Genomic DNA, 18,405 nt, shown 5'->3' with positions numbered 1-18,405 from the left:
CCGCGGGGAGGGCATGCCCCTTTCGTAGGATCGGGGCATGCCTTCCTCCAGCGAGAAGAACGCGGCGCCGCCGCTCCCGGAGCCGCTCCGGGTGCCCGTCGCCGACTCCCACACCCACCTCGACATGCAGTCCGGCACGGTGGCGGAAGGGCTCGCGAAGGCCGCGTCGGTCGGGGTGACGACGGTGGTGCAGGTCGGCTGTGACGTACGGGGCTCGCAGTGGGCCGCGGACACGGCCGCGGAGTTCGAGAACGTCCACGCCGCCGTCGCGCTGCACCCCAACGAGGCCCCGCGCATCGTCCTCGGCGATCCCGACGGCTGGTCCCGGCAGGGGGCGCGCGTGCCGGGCGGTGACGCCGGACTCGACGCGGCGCTCGCCGAGATCGACCGACTGGCCGCCCTGCCGCACGTGAAGGCCGTCGGTGAGACGGGCCTGGACTACTTCCGCACCGGCGACGAGGGCAAGGAGGCGCAGGAGCGCTCCTTCCGCGCCCACATCGAGATCGCCAAGCGGCACGGCAAGGCGCTGGTCATCCACGACCGCGACGCGCACGCCGATGTGCTGCGGGTGCTGAAGGAGGAGGGCGCGCCGGAGCGGACCGTCTTCCACTGCTACTCCGGCGACGCCGGGATGGCGGAGGTCTGCGCCCGCGCCGGATACTTCATGTCCTTCGCCGGCAACGTCACCTTCAAGAACGCCCAGGACCTGCGGGACGCGGTCGCCGTCGCCCCCCTGGAGCTGCTCCTGGTGGAGACCGACGCGCCCTTCCTCACCCCGGCGCCCTACCGCGGACGGCCCAACGCCCCGTATCTCATTCCGGTCACGGTGCGCGCGATGGCAGCCGTGCGCGGGATCGACGAGGACGCGCTGGCGACGGCCCTCGGCGCGAACACGGCGCGCGCCTTCGCCTACTGAGCGCCGGCCCAGCCTGCGCGCGCCCACCTTCCTACAACTGTGCGTAGTCGCGTCGCTTTGGAGAGTGACACTCGCTCCGCTAGGTTCTGGGGGCCCGATCGGGACCCCTCTGGCCCTCTGGAGCGTGGCGACGTGAGCAGCAACTCGCAGTACGAGACGTATGAGGCGCCACCGGCGTACGGCGGCCTCGACGCGCCCCCCGGGGATCTGCACAGCGCGGAGACGCTGGCGTACGGGCAGGTGTACACGGACACCTACCGCCCGGCGTACGAAGGGGACGACTGGCGCGCGCCGGACGAAGGGGCGCTCGCACCTGTCGTGCACGCCGGAGCGGGGCGGCGGGGCGCACGCCGTCGGAAGACGCGGTACGCGGGGAGTGCGGACGGTTCCATGCGCCGTCTGCTGCCGCAGGCGCTGGTCGTCGCCTTCCTCGCGGGCGGCACCTCCGCCTTCGTCGCCAAGGACAAGGCGATCGAGCTGAGCGTCGACGGCCGCCCGCGCACCCTGCACACCTTCGCCGACGACGTGAGCGAGCTGCTCGCGCAGGAAGGTGTGGAGCTGGGGGCGCACGACGTGGTTGCGCCCGCCCCCGGCACGGAGCTGAGCAGCGGGGACGAGATCGAGGTGCGCTACGGCCGCCCGGTGCGGCTCACGCTGGACGGGGAGCGCCACGAGGTGTGGACGACGGCGCGCACGGTGGACGAGGCGCTCGAAGAATGGGGAGTGCGTGCGGAGGGGGCGTACTTGTCCACCGCGCGCTCCCTGCGGATCGGGCGCGCCGGGCTCGCGCTCGATGTGCGCACCGAGCGCTCCGTGACGGTCATGGCGGACGGGCGCGCCCGCACGGTGCGCACGAACGCGGCGAGCGTGCGGGAGGTCGTCGCGGAGGCCGGGATCACCCTGCGCGGACAGGACACCACCTCCGTCCCGCTCGACAGCTTCCCGCGCGACGGACAGACGGTGACCGTGCTGCGGATCACCGGCACCAAGGAGGTCCGCGAGGAGGAGATCCCCTTCGGCGTGCGGCGGACCGAGGACCCGGCGCTGTTCCGGGGGACCGAGGTCGTCGAGCGGGCCGGGCAGCCGGGGCTGCGGCGGGACACGTACTCCCTGCGCACGGTCAACGGCGTGCGGCAGAAGCCGCGCCGGATCAGGACCGAGATCGTGCGCGAGCCGCGCACCCAGGTCGTCAAGGTCGGCACCAGGCCCATGCCGACGTCCGTGCGCGGCGCTGACGGACTGGACTGGCAGGGGCTCGCGGCGTGCGAGTCGGGCGGCCGGGCGGGCGCTGTGGACCCCTCGGGGACGTACGGCGGGCTGTATCAGTTCGACACCCGGACCTGGCGGAGCCTCGGCGGCAGCGGCCGCCCCCAGGACGCCCCGGCCGCGGAGCAGACGCTCCGCGCGAAGAAGCTGTACGTCCAGCGCGGGGCGAGCCCCTGGCCGCACTGCGGGGCCCGGCTGCACGGGTGAGCGTGGGTGGTACGCGCACCCCCGTACCCTTGTCCCGTGAGCACCAGCCCCACCCCCGACGCCCTTCTGGGCCCCGCCGACATCCGTGAGCTCGCGGACGTGCTCGGTGTGCGGCCCACCAAGCAGCGCGGTCAGAACTTCGTGATCGACGCGAACACCGTGCGCCGTATCGTCCGTACCGCGGACGTACGGCCCGACGACGTGGTCGTGGAGGTCGGGCCGGGGCTCGGTTCGCTCACGCTCGCGCTGCTGGAGGCGGCCGACCGGGTCACCGCCGTGGAGATCGACGACGTCCTCGCGGGCGCGCTGCCCGCCACCGTCGCCGCCCGGATGCCCGGGCGCGCCGACCGGTTCGCGCTCGTCCACTCCGACGCCATGCACGTCACCGAGCTGCCCGGCCCCGCGCCGACCGCGCTGGTGGCGAACCTGCCGTACAACGTCGCCGTACCCGTGCTGCTGCACATGCTCGCCACCTTCCCGAGCATCGAGCGCACCCTCGTCATGGTGCAGGCCGAGGTCGCCGACCGGCTGGCCGCGGCGCCCGGCTCGAAGGTGTACGGCGTGCCGTCGGTGAAGGCGAACTGGTACGCCGAGGTCAAGCGGGCCGGGGCCATCGGCCGCAATGTCTTCTGGCCGGCGCCGAACGTCGACAGCGGGCTGGTCTCGCTGGTCCGCCGCGCCGAGCCGCTCAAGACCACCGCCTCCCAGAAGGAGGTGTTCGCCGTGGTCGACGCCGCGTTCGCGCAGCGGCGCAAGACCCTGCGGGCCGCGCTGGCCGGGTGGGCCGGTTCCGCGCCGGCCGCGGAGGCGGCGCTCGTCGCGGCGGGGGTCTCGCCGCAGGCGCGCGGGGAGTCCCTGACGGTCGAGGAGTTCGCGCGGATCGCCGAGCACAAGGTCAGCGAGGAGAACAGCTAAGTGGCCGTCACCGTACGCGTCCCCGCCAAGGTCAACGTCCAGCTCGCGGTGGGCGCCGCCCGCCCCGACGGCTTCCACGACCTGGCCAACGTCTTCCTCGCGGTCGGCCTGTACGACGAGGTCACCGTCACCGCGTCCCCGGGCGGCCCGAAGGTCACCTGCGAGGGGCCGGACGCCGCTCAGGTCCCCCTCGACGGGACGAACCTCGCGGTCCGCGCGGCCGAGGCGCTCGCCACGCGCCACGGCCGTACGCCGGACGTCCACATCCACATCGCCAAGGACATCCCGGTCGCGGGCGGCATGGCGGGCGGCAGTGCGGACGGCGCGGGCGCCCTGCTGGCCTGCGACGCGCTGTGGGGCACCGGCGCCTCCCGTGACGAATTGCTCGACATCTGCGCCGAGCTGGGCAGCGATGTGCCGTTCAGCCTGGTCGGCGGGGCCGCGCTCGGCACCGGGCGGGGCGAGAAGCTGCGCGCGCTGGAGACCGGCGGGACCTTCCACTGGGTGTTCGCGATGGCCGCGCGCGGGCTGTCGACCCCGGCCGTGTTCCGTGAGTTCGACCGGCTGGCCGAGGGGCTGGACATCCCCGGGCCCGTCGCCTCCGAGGACCTCCTCGGCGCGCTCGCCGAGGGCGACCCGGACGCGCTCGCCGCGGCCGTCTCCAACGACCTGCAGCCCGCCGCGCTCTCCCTCTTCCCCGAACTGGCCGACACCCTCGCCGCGGGCCGGTCCGCCGGTGCGCTCACGGGGCTGGTCTCCGGCTCGGGCCCGACCACGGCCTTCCTCACGCGGGACCCCGAGTCGGCGGCGAAGGTGGCCGAGTCCCTGCGCTCCTCCGGCACCTGCCGCGCGGTGCGTGTGGCGTCGGGCCCCGCCCCGGGCGCCACGGTGGTCTCCGCGTAGGAACCGGCCCCCAAAAGCTCCCACCGACCGCGGTCCCGGGCAGCCGGTCCGTCGCCCCGCGCGCCCGACTACCCTGGAGGGTCGATCGATCCCCCTGGGCAGGAGAGAAATGGCCGTCAATCTGGTCAATGTCGAGAACGTCAGCAAGGTGTACGGCACCCGTGCCCTGCTCGACGGTGTCTCGCTCGGCGTCTCCGAGGGGGACCGGATCGGGGTCGTCGGCCGCAACGGCGACGGCAAGACCACCCTGATCCGGATGCTGGCCAGGCTGGAGGAGGCCGACACCGGCCGGGTCACGCACTCCGGCGGGCTGCGCATCGGCGTGCTCACCCAGCACGACTCCCTGGACTCGGCCGCCACCGTGCGGCACGAGGTCATCCGGGACATGGCCGACCACGAGTGGGCGGGCAACGCCAAGGTCAGGGACGTGCTGACCGGACTCTTCGGCGGCCTGGACCTGCCCGGCTTCCCGCAGGGCCTGGACACCGTCATCGGACCGCTCTCCGGCGGTGAGCGCCGCCGTATCGCGCTCGCCAAGCTGCTCATCGAGGAACAGGACCTGATCGTCCTCGACGAGCCGACCAACCACCTCGACGTCGAGGGCATCTCCTGGCTCGCCCAGCACCTGCGCGAGCGGCGCTCGGCGCTGGTGTGCGTGACCCACGACCGCTGGTTCCTGGACCAGGTCTGCACGCGGATGTGGGACGTGCAGCGCGGCGACGTCTTCGAGTACGAGGGCGGCTACTCCGACTACGTCTTCGCGCGGGCCGAGCGGGAGCGGATCGCCGCCACCGAGGAGACCAAGCGGCAGAACCTGGTCCGCAAGGAGCTGGCCTGGCTGCGCCGGGGTGCCCCCGCGCGGACGTCCAAGCCGCGCTTCCGCGTGGAGGCCGCCAACGAGCTGATCAAGGACGTGCCGCCGCCGCGGGACAGCAGCGAGCTGATGAAGTTCGCCTCCTCCCGGCTCGGCAAGACCGTCTTCGACCTGGAGGACGTGACCGTCCAGGCGGGCCCCAAGGTGCTGCTCAAGCACGTCACCTGGCAGCTCGGCCCCGGCGACCGGATCGGCCTGGTCGGCGTCAACGGCGCGGGCAAGACCTCCCTGCTGCGGGCCATGGCCGAGGCGGCCCGCACCGAGGGCGAGACCCAGCCCGCGGGCGGCCGGGTCGCCGTGGGCAAGACCGTCAAGCTCGCCTACCTCTCCCAGGAGGTCGCCGAACTCGACCCGGACATGCGGGTCCTGGAGGCCGTGCAGCAGGTCCGCGAGCGCGTCGACCTCGGCAAGGGGCGCGAGATGACGGCCGGACAGCTCTGCGAGACGTTCGGCTTCAACAAGGAGAAGCAGTGGACGCCGGTCGGCGACCTCTCCGGTGGTGAGCGCCGCCGCCTCCAGCTGCTCCGGCTGCTCATGGACGAGCCGAACGTCCTCTTCCTCGACGAGCCCACCAACGACCTCGACATCCAGACCCTCACCCAGCTGGAGGACCTCCTCGACGGCTGGCCCGGCTCGATGATCGTCATCTCCCACGACCGGTTCTTCGTCGAGCGGACCACGGACCGCGTCTTCGCCCTCCTGGGTGACGCCACCCTGCGGATGCTCCCGCGCGGGATCGACGAGTACATCGAGCGCCGCCACCGCATGGAGGAGGCGGTCGCCGCCGCGGCCCCCGCGGTGGAGAAGGCAGCGCCCGAGAAGAGCGCCGCCGACCAGCGGGCCGCCAAGAAGGAGTTGCAGAAGATCGAGCGCCAGCTCGACAAGGTCGCCGAGAAGGAGACCAAGCTGCACGCCCAAATCGCCGAGAACGCCACCGACTTCGCGAAAGTGGCGGAACTCGACGCCGAGCTGCGGGACTTGGCGGGGCAGCGCGAGGAGCTGGAGCTGCGCTGGCTCGAACTCGCGGAGGACGCGTAAGCGGCGTGAAGGGCGCGTGAAGGCGCGTAACGGCGGTATCACGGGCCGGTCGTCCCTTGGGAACAGGGGGTGACCGGCCCGGTGGGTTGTCGGTGCCGAGTGATAGAAAGAGCCGTCTGAGAACCGTCTGAGAACAACGGGTGTGGCGGAAACGCAGCGCCAGGGAGCGCGGCGCCACAGCAGTGCCACAGAGCGCGGCGCCACATCGGTCACAAGGGGGAAACCGCTGATGAGCCAGCCGCCCAACCAGCCGCCGAACGGCGGCTTCGGCGCGCCGCAGGACCCGCCGCCGCAGGGAGGTTTCGGCGCACCGCAGCCGCCGCAGCAGCCCCCGGCCCAGGCCCCGCAGCCCCCGGCCCAGCCGGCCCAGACACCCCCGCCGCCGCAGGGCGCGCCGCAGCCCGGCTACGGCTACCCGCAGCAGCCGCCCACCCCGGCCCCCGGCCCCTACGGCCAGCCCCAGCAGCCGGGCCCGTACGCCCAGCCCGGCCCCTACGGCACCCCGGCTCCCGGCCCTTACGGCCAGCCCCAGCAGCCCGGTCCGTACGGCCAGCAGCCCGGTTACGGCTACCCGCAGCAGCCGCAGTACCCGGGCGCGCCCACTCCGCCGCCCGGTGGTTCCCGCAACCCCTTCAAGGGCAAGCCCGCGCTCGTCGTCGGTGCCGCGGTGGCGGCGCTGCTGGTCATCGGCGGCACCGTGTTCGCGGTCACCAGTGGTGACGACGGCGGCGGCAAGAAGAAGAAGCCCGTCGCGCAGAAGAGCGACGACCCCAAGGCCTCCGAGGACCCGGTCAACCCGGGCGACGGCAGCGGTGACGGCGGCGACGACCCGGAGAACCTCAACGAGGGCCGCAAGGCCGGTGAGGCGAAGGTGCTCTGGTACAAGTCGGCGCCCGACGCGCCCGGTTCCGGCGCTGACGCGCCCGGACTGTGGATCACCGACAAGACGGCGGTGAAGGCGGCGTACAAGCAGGTCTTCGCCTACAACGTGGACGACGGCGCCCCGGCCTGGGACGCGATCACCTTCGAGCAGAAGATCTGCGCGGTCACCCCGCAGAAGACGGCCGACGACAAGGTCGTCGTCGCGTACATGAGCGGCAGCAGTGACAGCGCCGAGTGCAACCAGCTCCAGGAACTCGACCTGAACACCGGCGAGAAGGGCTGGACGGCCGAGGTCGCCGACGGCGAACTCTTCGACTCCACGCTCCAGATCGAGATGTCGATCACCGGCTCCACGCTGATGGTGGGCCGCTCGCAGTCCGGCACGGCGTACGACGTCACCTCCGGCAAGAAGATCTGGGACAAGAAGAAGTACGGCGACGCCTGCTTCCCGGCCGCCTTCGCGGGCGGCGAGAAGCTGATCGCCGTCTCGTCCTGCGGCGCGGGCGGCAACAACGAGCACGACGAGCTCCAGGAGCTCGACCCGAAGACCGGCAAGGTCAAGTGGACCTGGAAGCCCGACAAGGGCTGGCAGGTCGGCCGGGTCTACTCCCTGAACCCGGTCGTGGTCTACAGCACCAACGAGGACAAGGACGCGTGGAACATCTCCACGCTCGGCTCCGGCGGCACCATCGCCTCGCAGGTCGATGTCGACGAGAGCTTCACCCCGGAGTGCGGCTGGGCCGTCCTCCAGCGTGACCTCCAGGGCTGCCAGGGCGTGGCCTCCGACGGCAAGACCCTCTACCTGCCCACCGAGGCCACCACCGGCGCCAACGAGATCGTCGCGATCAGCCTTGCCAACGGCAAGGAGAAGTGGCGCGTGAAGTCCCCGGTGGAGGAGTCGATGCTGCCCCTGAAGATCGAGGGCGGCAAGCTCATCGCCTACGTCAAGCCCTCCTGGGAGGACGGCGGCCAGGTCGTGTCGATCCCGACCACGGGCAGCGGCCACACCCCGGTCAAGCTCCTCCAGCACCCGGCCGGCACCGCGGACATCGAGGACAGCTTCTACTCCGGGACCTACGACTGGGTCGACGGCCGGTTCTACCTGTCGACCACGCGACTGTCCGGCAACGACGAGACGAAGGAGAAGCTGATGCTCGCCTTCGGCAAGTGAGCCACTCGCCACTCGTCCGTCCCGTTCCGAGCCGTCCCCTTCCGAGGTAGCCACACCATGACCACGCCCCCTCCGCCGCCGCCCAACCAGCCCCCGCAGGGGGGCGGTTTCGGCCCACCGCAGGACGAGCCGCAGCAGCCGGTTCAGCCCCCTGCTCAGCCTCCCGCCCAGCAGCCCGGCTTCGGCGCGCCCCAACCCCCCGCCCCGCAGGGAGGTTTCGGCGCCCCCCAGGCCCCGCAGCAGCCCCCGACCCCGCCGCAGGGTTACGGCTACCCGCAGACGCCCCCGCAGGGCTACGGCTACCCCCAGGCACCCCAGCCGCAGCAGGGCTACGGCTACCCGGGCCAGCCGGGTCAGCCCCCCACCCCGCCCTATGGCCAGCAGCCCGGCTACGGCTACCCGCAGCCGACCATGCCGATGCAGCCGCAGGCGGGCGGCCCGTCCGGCGGCCGGAGGATCAACCCGCAGCTGGCCATCATCGTGGCCGCCGTCGTGGCCATCGCCCTGATCGTCGGCGGCGGCTTCTGGTACGCCTCCTCCTCCGACGACAAGGGCGGCAAGGACGACACCGCGAACTCCAGCGGCGGCACCGGCGGCGACAAGGGCGGCGACACCGGGGGCACCGGCGGTACCGGCGGCACGGGTGGCACCCAGTCCGGCAAGGCGACCGAGAAGGCCCCCGCCGACCCCAACTCCAAGGTCCTCTTCCAGGTGCCGGCCCCCGAGGTGAAGGACGACCGGACCATCCCCACCGTCGGCTCCTGGGTGACGGACAAGGTGTACGCCAAGAGCGGCGTCGCCGAGGTCGTCGGCTACGACCTCGACAAGGGCACCGAGCTGTGGACGATCAAGCTTCCCGGCCCGGTCTGCCAGGGCAGCAACCACACCACCGAGGACAACCGGACGGCGATCACCTACCAGCCGAAGATGCCCACCAAGGCCACGCCCTCCTACGGGTGCACCCAGGTCGCGGGCATCGACCTCGACACCGGCAAGAAGCTGTGGACCAAGACCGCGAAGAGCGGCACCGAGCCGATCAGCTTCGACAACGTCACGGTCAGCGCGAGCACCGTCGCGGTCGGCAGCACCAGCGGTGGCGCCGCCTTCGACATCGCCACCGGCGACCAGCTGTGGGCGCCGAAGCCCACCGACACCTGCTATGACGCCGGTTACGGGGGCGGCCCCAAGCTGGTGGCGGTGCGCAAGTGCGGCGGGTACGGCGAGCGTCAGCTGAGCATCCAGACCATCGACCCGAAGTCCGGGAAGGTGATCACGGAGTACAAGATGGCCAAGGGCATCGAGTACGCCAGCGTGGTCTCCACCGAGCCGCTGGTCGTGGCCGCCGACGTCGGTGACTCCGCCGGTGACGGCAGCGGTATCTCGGACTTCTTCTCCATCGACAACAAGACCGGCAAGCTGCGCACCCGGATCTCCGCGCCGGGCGAGCAGTACAACGCCAGCTGCGACGGCATCACCAAGGTCGAGGAGTGCCGCCTGCTCGCCGTCGGCAACGACAAGCTGTATCTGCCGACCGAGAAGCACGAGGGCACCGGCGAGTACAGCGACACCAACGAGATCGTTGCCTTCGACCTGGCCACCGGCAAGCAGACCGGCCAGCGGGCCGACGCCGGTGACGACTACGAGCTGGTCCCGCTGCGCATGGACGGCCCGAACCTGATCGCGTACAAGCGCGGCCCGTACGACAAGGGCGGCCAGGTCGTGTCCATCGACGGCGGCTCCTTCAAGGAGACGAAGCTGCTGGAGAACCCGGCCGACGAGGCGGTGATGGACGTGGAGCGCAGCATGCTCCCCGACTACGCCGAGATCCTGTACACCCAGGGCCGGCTGTTCATGTCCGACGTCTTCGCCAGTGAGCTCGGCAGCACCGGCGAGGAGGAGTACCTGGTGATCGCGTTCGGCGCGAAGTAGCCACTCGAACGCCTGTGTTCACGGCCCCGCCCCTGCTCAGGGGCGGGGCCGTTCACGTACCGCTCATCACCCTCGAATGAGAGGATTTTCGGCGATCCGGGGCACTTCTCTCCAGTAGGGGGAGCGCAACGTCGAACAAGCGTGTAGCTTCCGGGGGCATCCACGGGGGTGTGTCTGTGGATGTGTGGGGATCCATTGGGGGGACTGGGGGGTTGCTCGATGGGAGTTCGGCTCATGGTGGTCGACGACCACCGATTGCTCGCCGAGGCGCTGGCCTCGGCACTGAAACTGAGGGGGCACCGAGTGCTGGCAGCGGCGGCACCCGCCGCGGGGGCGGCGGAGCTGGTGATCACACGCGCACCGGAGGTGTGCCTGCTGGGAACGGCCACGCCGGCCGAACCGGGGATGTTCGACCCGGTGGTGAAGATCAAGCGGGAACGTCCGCAGGTCGCGGTGCTGGTCCTGGGCCCGGTGCCGAGCCCGCGCGGCATCGCGGCGGCGTTCGCTGCGGGGGCGTCGGGCTATGTCCGCCATGACGAGCGCATCGAGGGTGTGGAACGAGCCATCATGAAGGCGAGGGCGGGCGAGGCCGCGGTGGCCCCCCAACTGCTCCAAGGGGCCTTCAGCGAACTGCTCAACCCGGCGGCCCAGCCGGACGACGAGGGCCAGCGCCTGCTCCAGATGCTGACGCCCAGGGAGGTGGAGGTCCTGGTCCGGGTCGCCGACGGCGAGGACACCCGGCTGATCGCGGCGGGCATGGGCATCGCCCCTTCCACCGCCCGGACCCACGTCCAGCGGGTCCTGATGAAACTGGGCGTCGGCTCCCGCCTGGAGGCGGCGGCCCTGGCGGCGCGCACGGGGCTGCTGGACCGGGCGGGGCCGCTCGAACCGCGGGACCCGGAGTCCTGACAGTGCCGTGCACGAGGGGCCGGAGTCCCGCAGGACCCCGGCCCGTCGCTCGCGTCACCTCGGCTGCTCGTCCTCGGCCGTCGACGTCGTCGGGGCCGGCGGGGTCGGCGGCGGTGTGGGCCGCAGCTTCAGCCAGGCCAGGAAGAAGATGCCGAGCAGCAGCATGCCCAGGCCGGTCCAGAGGTTGATGTTGATGCCCTCGGCCTTGTCGAGGGTGGCGTCCGAGGGGTTGATCCCGGCGATCGTGACGATCACGCCGTAGACCACGAAGAGGCCGCCGATGATGCGGCGCAGGTCGAAGATGCGGGCCGCGGTGGCCGACTGGGCCTCCAGTTCGGTGACTTCCCGCTGGACGTCCTCTTCGGAGTATCCGTGGTGCTCAGACATGGTCTCTCCAGTCTCCCGCGAATCCGGGGATCAGAACGAGAACGGGATGTAGCAGGCGGCGGCGAGGATGATCGCTCCCCAGCCCAGCAGCGCGGGCCTGCGATACCAGGCGTCGTCGCCCTCGGCCGGTGCCTCGGCCATGCCGGGCGAGCGGGTGCCGTAGACCAGGCCCTGGAGTTCCGCCATCGGCTTCGGGGCGGTGAACATCGAGACGACGAACATGACCACCGCGCCCGCCACGAAGCCGACGATCGCGGAGACGAAGTTGGCGCCCTGGTCGGTGGGGATGTCGACGATGCCCTGCTTGTAGATCCAGAAGTAGTTGAGCATCGCGGCGACCGTGCCCGCGAGCAGGCCCCAGAAGCCGGACACCACCGAGGCCCGCTTCCAGAACATGCCGATGATGAAGACGACGAACATCGGCACGTTGAAGAAGGAGAACAGGGTCTGGAGGTAGCTCATGATGTTGGAGAAGGATGACGCCAGGAAGGCCGTGCCCACCGACGCGCAGACGCCGATCACCGTGATCAGCCGGCCGAATCCGACGTAGTAGGTGTCCTCGCGGTCCTTCACCACGTACCGCGCCCAGATGTCGTTCGTGAACACCGTGTTGAAGGACGACACGTTCGCCGCCATGCCGGCCATGAAGGCGGCCAGCAGGCCGGTCACCGCGATGCCGAGGACACCGTTGGGCAGGAGCTGTTCCATCAGGTAGGGGATGGCGTCGTTGTACTGGTAGCCCGACTCCTCGGTGCCGAAGCCGGGGACCAGCGCCGCCGCCGTCAGGCCCGGGAGCATCACCAGGAAGACGATGAAGATCTTCGGGTACGCGGCGATCAGGGGAGTGCGCTGGGCCGCCGACAGGTTCTTCGCCGACAGGGCGCGCTGGACCTCGGCGAAGTTGGTCGTCCAGTAGCCGAAGGACAGCACGAAACCCAGGCCCAGCACGATGGTCAGCCAGTTCGCGCCCAGCGGGTTGTCGCTGCCGATGCCCGTGCCGCCCCAGGCGGTGGTGAAGTCGGAGCCGTGGGTCTTCGTGAGGGAGTCCGTGAGGCCGTCCCAGCCGCCGACCTTCTTCATCCCGAGCACGACGAGCGGGATCAGGGCCGCGAGGATCACGAAGAACTGAAGGACCTCGTTGTAGATCGCCGAGGACAGGCCGCCGAGGGTGATGTACGCCAGCACGAAGGCGCCGGCCACCACGATCGCCACCCACTGCGGCCAGCCCAGCAGCGCCTCCACGACGATCGCGAGGGCGTACAGGTTCACACCGGAGATGAGGATCGCGGCGAAGGCGAACAGCGCAGAGCTCAACAGATGCGCCCATTTGTCGAAGCGCAGCAGCAGCATCTCGGGGACCGAGCGGACCTTCGACCCGTAGTAGAAGGGCATCATCACGAGGCCCAGGAAGACCATCGCCGGGATGGCGCCGATCCAGTACCAGTGCACGGTGTAGACGCCGTACTGCGCGCTGTTGGCGGCCATGCCCAGGATCTCGGTGGCGGCCAGGTTGGCGGAGATGAACGCGAGGCCGGTGATCCAGGCCGGCAGTGAGCGCCCGGAGAGAAAGAAGTCGAGGCTCGTCCTCACCGAGCGGCGGGCGGCGAAGCCGATGCCCAGGACGACGACGAAGTAGATGCCCAGGATCGTGTAGTCGAGCCAGTTGGTGGGGAGCCGTAGCTCAGCGGCGAAGTATGCGGCGTTTGTGCGGCTTTGCATCCCGTTATTGAACCCTTCCGGCGTTCAACTTTGTTTGATTCCGGCGTTGACCTGACTGTCGAGTTATGGTTACTTGTGTTTGGTTCTGTTTGAGTGAAGGAGTGCGGTGGTGAAGAAGACCTCGACCCGGCTGGCCGACGGTCGCGAGCTGATCTACTACGACCTGCGCGACGACACCGTGCGCGACGCGGTGGACCGGCGGCCTCTGGAACGCACCGTCACCACCTCCGAGGTCCGGCGGGATCCGCTGCTCGGTGACTCCGTCGCCATCGCCTCGCACCGGCAGGGCCGCACCTACCACCCCCCGGCCGACGAGTGCCCGCTGTGCCCCTCCGAGGGCGACCGGCTGAGCGAGATCCCGGACTCCTCGTACGACGTCGTGGTCTTCGAGAACCGCTTCCCCTCGCTGGCCGGTGACTCCGGCCGCTGTGAGGTCGTCTGCTTCACCTCCGACCACCACGCGGCCTTCGCCGACCTCACCGAGGAGCAGGCGCGGCTGGTGCTGGACGCGTGGACGGACCGCACCTCGGAGTTGTCCCATCTGCCCGCCGTGGAGCAGGTGTTCTGCTTCGAGAACCGCGGCGCCGAGATCGGCGTCACCCTCGGGCATCCGCACGGGCAGATCTACGCGTACCCCTTCACCACCCCGCGTACCGCGCTGATGCTGGGCCAACTCGCCCAGCACAAGGAGGCGACCGGCGGGGGGAACCTCTTCGACGCCGTCCTGGAGCGTGAACTCGCCGGCGAGCGGGTCGTCCTCACGAGTGAACACTGGGCCGCCTTCGTGCCCTACGCCGCGCACTGGCCCTACGAGGTCCACCTGTACCCGCGGCGCCGGGTGCCGGACCTGCTGGCCCTGGACGAGGCGGCGCGCTCAGAGTTCCCCCAGGTTTATCTGGAACTCTTGAAGCGCTTCGACCGGATCTTCGGTGACGGTGAGCCTCCGACGCCGTACATCTCCGCCTGGCACCAGGCGCCGTTCGGCGCGCTGGAGGACTTCGAGGGTGTGGCCCGTGAGGACTTCGCGCTCCACCTCGAGCTTTTCACCGTCCGCCGCACCTCCGGCAAGCTGAAGTTTCTCGCGGGTTCCGAGTCCGGCATGAGCGTGTTCATCAACGACGTGCCGCCGGAGCGCGCGGCCGAGCGACTGCGAGAGGTAGCGAGTTGATGAAGTACCTGGTGACGGGCGGGGCGGGTTACGTCGGCAGTGTGGTCTCCCAGCACCTGCTGGAGGCGGGGCACGAGGTGACCGTGCTCGACAACCTCTCCACCGGCTTCCGCGAGGGCGTCCCCGCGGGCGCCGCCTTCGTCGAGGGCGACATCCGCGACGCCGCCAAGTGGCTGGACGCCTCCTACGACGCGGTGCTGCACTTCGCCGCCTCCTCCCAGGTCGGCGAGTCGGTCGCGCGGCCCGAGAAGTACTGGGACAACAACGTCGGCGGCACCATGGCCCTGCTCGGCGCCATGCGCGAGGCCGGGGTCCGCAGCCTGGTCTTCTCCTCCACGGCCGCCACCTACGGCGAGCCCGAGCAGGTCCCGATCGTCGAGACCGCGCGGACCGAGCCCACCAACCCCTACGGCGCCACCAAGCTGGCCGTGGACCACATGATCACCGGCGAGGCGGCCGCCCACGGCCTGGCCGCGGTGTCGCTGCGCTACTTCAACGTGGCCGGTGCCTACGGCGAGTTCGGCGAGCGCCACGACCCCGAGTCGCACCTCATCCCGCTGGTCCTCCAGGTCGCCCAGGGCCGCCGGGACGCCATCTCGGTCTTCGGCGACGACTACCCGACGCCGGACGGCACCTGCGTGCGCGACTACATCCATGTCGCCGACCTGGCCGAGGCCCATCTGCTGGCCCTGGTGGCCGCCCAGCCCGGCGAGCACCTGATCTGCAACCTCGGCAACGGCAGCGGCTTCTCCGTGCGCGAGGTCATCGAGACGGTCCGCGAGGTGACCGGGCACCCGGTCCCCGAGGTCGTGGCCCCCCGCCGGGGCGGCGATCCGGCGGTCCTGGTGGCGTCCGCCGCCACGGCCCGCGAGAAGCTGGGCTGGAACCCGTCGCGCGCCGACCTCACGGGGATCGTCGCGGACGCCTGGGAGTTCGCGCAGAAGATCACAAGGGAGCAGTAGTGGGGCAGCAGGTGCGGGACGGTTTCGTCGAGCTCTACAAAACGGCGCCCGAAGGAGTCTGGTCGGCGCCCGGCCGCGTCAACCTCATCGGTGAGCACACCGACTACAACGACGGCTTCGTGATGCCCTTCGCGCTGCCGCACACGGCGGTCGCGGCCGTCTCCAGGCGCACAGACGGCGTCCTGCGCCTGCACTCGGCGGACGTCGCCGGCGGCGTGGTGGAGCTGCGCCTGGACGACCTCGTGCCGGGGACCGACCGGAAGTGGACGGCGTACCCGGCCGGTGTCGTCTGGGCCCTGCGCGAGGCCGGTCACCCGGTCACCGGCGCGGACGTCCACCTCGCCTCGACGGTCCCGGCGGGCGCGGGCCTGTCCTCCTCGGCGGCCCTGGAGGTCGTCGTCGCGCTGGCCCTGAACGACCTGTACGAACTCGGCCTCCAGCGCTGGCAGCTGGCCCGCCTGTGCCAGCGCGCCGAGAACGTCTACGTCGGCGCCCCCACCGGGATCATGGACCAGACCGCCTCCGCCTGCTGCGAGGAGGGCCACGCGCTCTTCCTCGACACCCGGGACCTGTCCCAGAAGCAGATCCCCTTCGACCTCGCGGCCGAGGGCATGCGCCTGCTGGTCGTGGACACCCGCGTCAAGCACGCCCACAACGAGGGCGAGTACGGCAAGCGCCGTGCGGGCTGTGAGCGCGGAGCGGCGCTGCTGGGCGTGGACGCGCTGAGGGACGTGCCGTACGACGGACTCGGCGCGGCGCTTCAGCGGCTCGGCGACGACGAGGAGGCGGTCCGGCTGGTCCGGCACGTCGTCACCGAGGACGAGCGGGTGGAGCGGGCCGTCGCCCTGCTGGAGGCGGGCGAGACCCGGGCGATCGGCCCGGTGCTGGTGGCGGGCCACGCCTCGCTGCGCGACGACTTCCGGGTCTCCTGCCCCGAGCTGGACCTGGTCGTCGACACCGCCGTCGCGGCCGGCGCGCTCGGCGCCCGGATGACCGGCGGCGGCTTCGGCGGCTCGGCGATCGTGCTGGCCGAGGCGGCCGACGTGGACACCGTCACCAAGGCGGTCCTGGAGGCCTTCGCCGCGGCGGGCCGCACCGCCCCCCGCGTCTTCGAGGCGGTCCCCGCCGCGGGCGCCCGCCGCCTCAGCTGAGGCGCTTGGTCAGCGTGAACTCCGTGATCCCCGGCGGGTAGTCGGGGATCACGCACACCACGTCGTACCCCTGCCGTTTGTAGAACTCCGGTGCCTGGAAGTCCCATGTCTCCAGGCGTACGGCGGCACAGCCCCGCTCCTCGCGGGCGGACCGCTCCGCCTCGGCGAGCAGTCGCGAACCGAGCCCCGCCCCGCGGTGGCGTTCGTCGACCCAGAGGTACTGCACATGGAGCCAGCCCGCCCAGGTGTGACCGACGAGCCCGCCGGCGAGGCCGCCCGCGGCGTCCATCATCCAGAGGTGGAGCGGAAGTTCACGTTCACCTGGGGTTCCGCGCATCGCGTTGAGGACCGGGGAGGCCGCGGTGTTGGTCTCCCGCAGCCGGGCACGAAGAAGATCGCGCCGTTCTTTGTCGACTTCTGTCTCCATTCGGAACATGCGGCACACCATAAACGCGTCGGCAGGCCAGTTCTGCAAATTGCCTTCCGCTCCCGGCCCCCGCCCGTACTCTGATGAGCAGCGCCGGTGGGGGCCGGTGCTGATCAGGGGGCGAGACAGTCGGGTACGACGTCCGCGGTGGGGGTACCAGTTTCTGCACGGCGGCGGCCGTGTGGCTGTGACCGTCCGTGGGCGTCGTGCCTGCGCCGGTCGTCGTTCTCCGGACCAGTGGGGGTTTCAGTGGTTCGCATCCGAGTCCTGGTCGTCGACGACCACCGTATCTTCGCCGAGTCGCTCGCTGCCGCGCTGGCCGCCGAGCCCGACGTCGACGTCTCCGCCGCGGGCAGCGGTCCGGCCGCCCTGCGCAGCCTGGAGCGCGCGGCCGCCGAGGGGCGCCGCTACGACGTCCTGCTCGTCGACGCCGACCTGGGCGCCGGGGTGCCGGGCATACGGCCCGCGCCACCGGTCCAGGAGGTGGGGGAGGACGGTCTGGTCGACGGCATCTCCCTGGTCGCCGGGGTGCGTTCGGCGCAGCCCGGGGTGCGGATCGTGGTGCTCGCCGAGAAGGACGAACCGCGGCGGGCGGCGCTGGCGCTCCAGGCCGGGGCGTCGGGCTGGGTGGCCAAGGACTGCTCGCTGTCCCGGCTGCTCACCGTCATCCGCGGGGTGCTGCGCGAGGAGACGCACCTCCCGCCCGCCCTTCTCACCGGTGTGCTCCGCGAGTTGACCGCCGCGCGCAAGCACCGCACCGAGAGCGAGCGCCTGGTGGAGTCGCTGACTCCGCGCGAACGGGAGGTCCTGCGCTGCATGGTGGCGGGCCTGGGCCGCAAGGCGGTCGCCGAGCGCCTGTTCCTCTCCCCGCACACCGTCCGCACCCATATGCAGAACGTCCTGGGCAAGTTGGGCGTCCACAGCACGCTCGCAGCGGTGGCGCTGGCGCGAAGGGCCGGGGTGGGCCCGGTGGATCTGGCGGGGGATGTGGTGGAGCGGGGCGGTCAACTGGCTTGAGGGGAGCGGGGAAGGGGCTATCCGGGGATGTTGTCGAACGGCGCCGTCAACTGCCGTAGCAGCCCCGCCAGTTCCCCTCGCTGCCCGCGCGAGAGCTCCGCGAGGATCGCGCGCTCCTGATCCAGCAGCCCCGCCAGCGCCTGATCCGCCCGGTCCTGCCCCTCCTCGGTGAGCCGGACCAGCACACCCCGCCGGTCACTGGGGTCCGGAAGCCGCTCCACCAGCCCCTTCTTGGCCAGCCGGTCGATACGGTTGGTCATCGTGCCGGAGGTGACCAGCGTCTGCGTCAGCAGCTGCCCCGGGGAGAGCTGATACGGCGAGCCCGCGCGTCGCAGCGCGGTGAGCACGTCGAACTCCCAGGGCTCCAGGCTGTGCTCGGAGAAGGCCAGCCGGCGCGCGCGGTCCAGGTGCCGGGCCAGCCTGCTGACGCGGCTGAGCACTTCCAGCGGTTCCACGTCGAGGTCCGGGCGCTCCCGACGCCACGCCGCGACCAGCCGATCGACCTCGTCCTCCATGACGATCAGTGTAGTGGTTGTGTCGATGTGAAGTCTCTTGATGTCGAGC

At 71.2% G+C, this 18,405-nt stretch carries 16 protein-coding genes; 12 read left to right on the top strand and 4 right to left on the bottom strand.

Features of this window, described 5'->3' with window-relative positions:
• Window positions 1–37 precede the first annotated feature (37 nt).
• The 8 genes from STRCI_RS17575 (at window position 38) to STRCI_RS17540 (ending at window position 11,010) form a co-directional block, all read left to right on the top strand.
• On the top strand, window positions 38–916 hold the full coding sequence (locus STRCI_RS17575; protein WP_269659897.1) for a TatD family hydrolase: 879 nt from the start codon (window positions 38–40) through the stop codon (window positions 914–916).
• Window positions 917–1,048: 132 nt separating this feature from the next.
• On the top strand, window positions 1,049–2,389 hold the full coding sequence (locus STRCI_RS17570) for a resuscitation-promoting factor (RefSeq protein WP_269659896.1): 1,341 nt from the start codon (window positions 1,049–1,051) through the stop codon (window positions 2,387–2,389).
• Window positions 2,390–2,425: 36 nt separating this feature from the next.
• Entirely contained in the window at window positions 2,426–3,304 is an 879-nt protein-coding gene (rsmA, locus tag STRCI_RS17565) for a 16S rRNA (adenine(1518)-N(6)/adenine(1519)-N(6))-dimethyltransferase RsmA (RefSeq protein ID WP_269659895.1), read from the top strand.
• Window positions 3,305–4,207, top strand: coding sequence for a 4-(cytidine 5'-diphospho)-2-C-methyl-D-erythritol kinase (locus STRCI_RS17560; RefSeq protein WP_269659894.1), 903 nt, complete (start codon window positions 3,305–3,307; stop codon window positions 4,205–4,207).
• 109 nt (window positions 4,208–4,316) lie between these two features.
• A complete protein-coding gene (locus tag STRCI_RS17555; protein ID WP_269659893.1) occupies window positions 4,317–6,119 on the top strand; it encodes an ABC-F family ATP-binding cassette domain-containing protein in 1,803 nt (600 codons plus the stop codon).
• Between the two features lie 229 nt (window positions 6,120–6,348).
• Window positions 6,349–8,172: an outer membrane protein assembly factor BamB family protein gene (locus tag STRCI_RS17550; RefSeq protein WP_269659892.1), complete on the top strand. Its 1,824-nt coding sequence runs from the start codon at window positions 6,349–6,351 to the stop codon at window positions 8,170–8,172.
• 57 nt (window positions 8,173–8,229) lie between these two features.
• Window positions 8,230–10,101 carry an outer membrane protein assembly factor BamB family protein gene (locus STRCI_RS17545; protein ID WP_269659891.1) on the top strand — a complete coding sequence of 624 codons (1,872 nt, stop codon included), beginning with the start codon at window positions 8,230–8,232 and terminating at the stop codon, window positions 10,099–10,101.
• 219 nt (window positions 10,102–10,320) lie between these two features.
• A complete protein-coding gene (locus tag STRCI_RS17540) occupies window positions 10,321–11,010 on the top strand; it encodes a helix-turn-helix transcriptional regulator (RefSeq protein ID WP_078598874.1) in 690 nt (229 codons plus the stop codon).
• 54 nt (window positions 11,011–11,064) lie between these two features.
• Here the strand turns inward: STRCI_RS17540 and STRCI_RS17535 are convergent, their stop codons facing one another.
• Together STRCI_RS17535 and STRCI_RS17530 are read right to left on the bottom strand one after the other, a co-directional pair.
• Entirely contained in the window at window positions 11,065–11,397 is a 333-nt protein-coding gene (locus STRCI_RS17535; protein ID WP_269659890.1) for a hypothetical protein, read from the bottom strand.
• Between the two features lie 30 nt (window positions 11,398–11,427).
• On the bottom strand, window positions 11,428–13,116 hold the full coding sequence (locus STRCI_RS17530; protein WP_269659889.1) for a sodium:solute symporter family protein: 1,689 nt from the start codon (window positions 13,114–13,116) through the stop codon (window positions 11,428–11,430).
• A gap of 109 nt (window positions 13,117–13,225) precedes the next feature.
• Between STRCI_RS17530 and galT the strand changes: the two genes are divergently transcribed.
• The 3 genes from galT to galK are packed head-to-tail and all read left to right on the top strand — an operon-like array spanning window position 13,226 to window position 16,397.
• The gene (galT, locus tag STRCI_RS17525) at window positions 13,226–14,284 is read left to right on the top strand and encodes a galactose-1-phosphate uridylyltransferase (RefSeq protein ID WP_269659888.1); all 1,059 of its coding nucleotides are present in this window, start codon (window positions 13,226–13,228) and stop codon (window positions 14,282–14,284) included.
• Window positions 14,284–15,246, top strand: coding sequence for a UDP-glucose 4-epimerase GalE (gene galE / locus STRCI_RS17520; protein WP_269659887.1), 963 nt, complete (start codon window positions 14,284–14,286; stop codon window positions 15,244–15,246). Before galT ends, galE begins: the two co-directional genes overlap by 1 nt.
• Complete coding sequence (galK, locus tag STRCI_RS17515; RefSeq protein ID WP_269659886.1) at window positions 15,246–16,397, top strand: galactokinase; 1,152 nt, start codon at window positions 15,246–15,248, stop codon at window positions 16,395–16,397. Before galE ends, galK begins: the two co-directional genes overlap by 1 nt.
• Here galK and STRCI_RS17510 read toward each other — a convergent pair.
• Entirely contained in the window at window positions 16,390–16,845 is a 456-nt protein-coding gene (locus tag STRCI_RS17510; protein WP_269664572.1) for a GNAT family N-acetyltransferase, read from the bottom strand. The genes galK and STRCI_RS17510 overlap by 8 nt on opposite strands.
• A 228-nt stretch (window positions 16,846–17,073) precedes the next feature.
• Here STRCI_RS17510 and STRCI_RS17505 point away from each other — a divergent pair, with 228 nt between their 5' ends.
• Window positions 17,074–17,841, top strand: a complete 768-nt coding sequence (locus tag STRCI_RS17505) for a LuxR C-terminal-related transcriptional regulator (RefSeq protein ID WP_269659885.1) — start codon at window positions 17,074–17,076, stop codon at window positions 17,839–17,841.
• Window positions 17,842–17,858: 17 nt separating this feature from the next.
• Here STRCI_RS17505 and STRCI_RS17500 read toward each other — a convergent pair whose 3' ends face one another.
• A complete protein-coding gene (locus STRCI_RS17500; protein WP_269659884.1) occupies window positions 17,859–18,356 on the bottom strand; it encodes a MarR family winged helix-turn-helix transcriptional regulator in 498 nt (165 codons plus the stop codon).
• Window positions 18,357–18,405: the final 49 nt, after the last annotated feature.

Source organism: Streptomyces cinnabarinus (assembly GCF_027270315.1).
Taxonomy (GTDB): Bacteria; Actinomycetota; Actinomycetes; order Streptomycetales; family Streptomycetaceae; genus Streptomyces; species Streptomyces cinnabarinus.
This window is presented reverse-complemented; position numbering and strand designations above follow the sequence as displayed.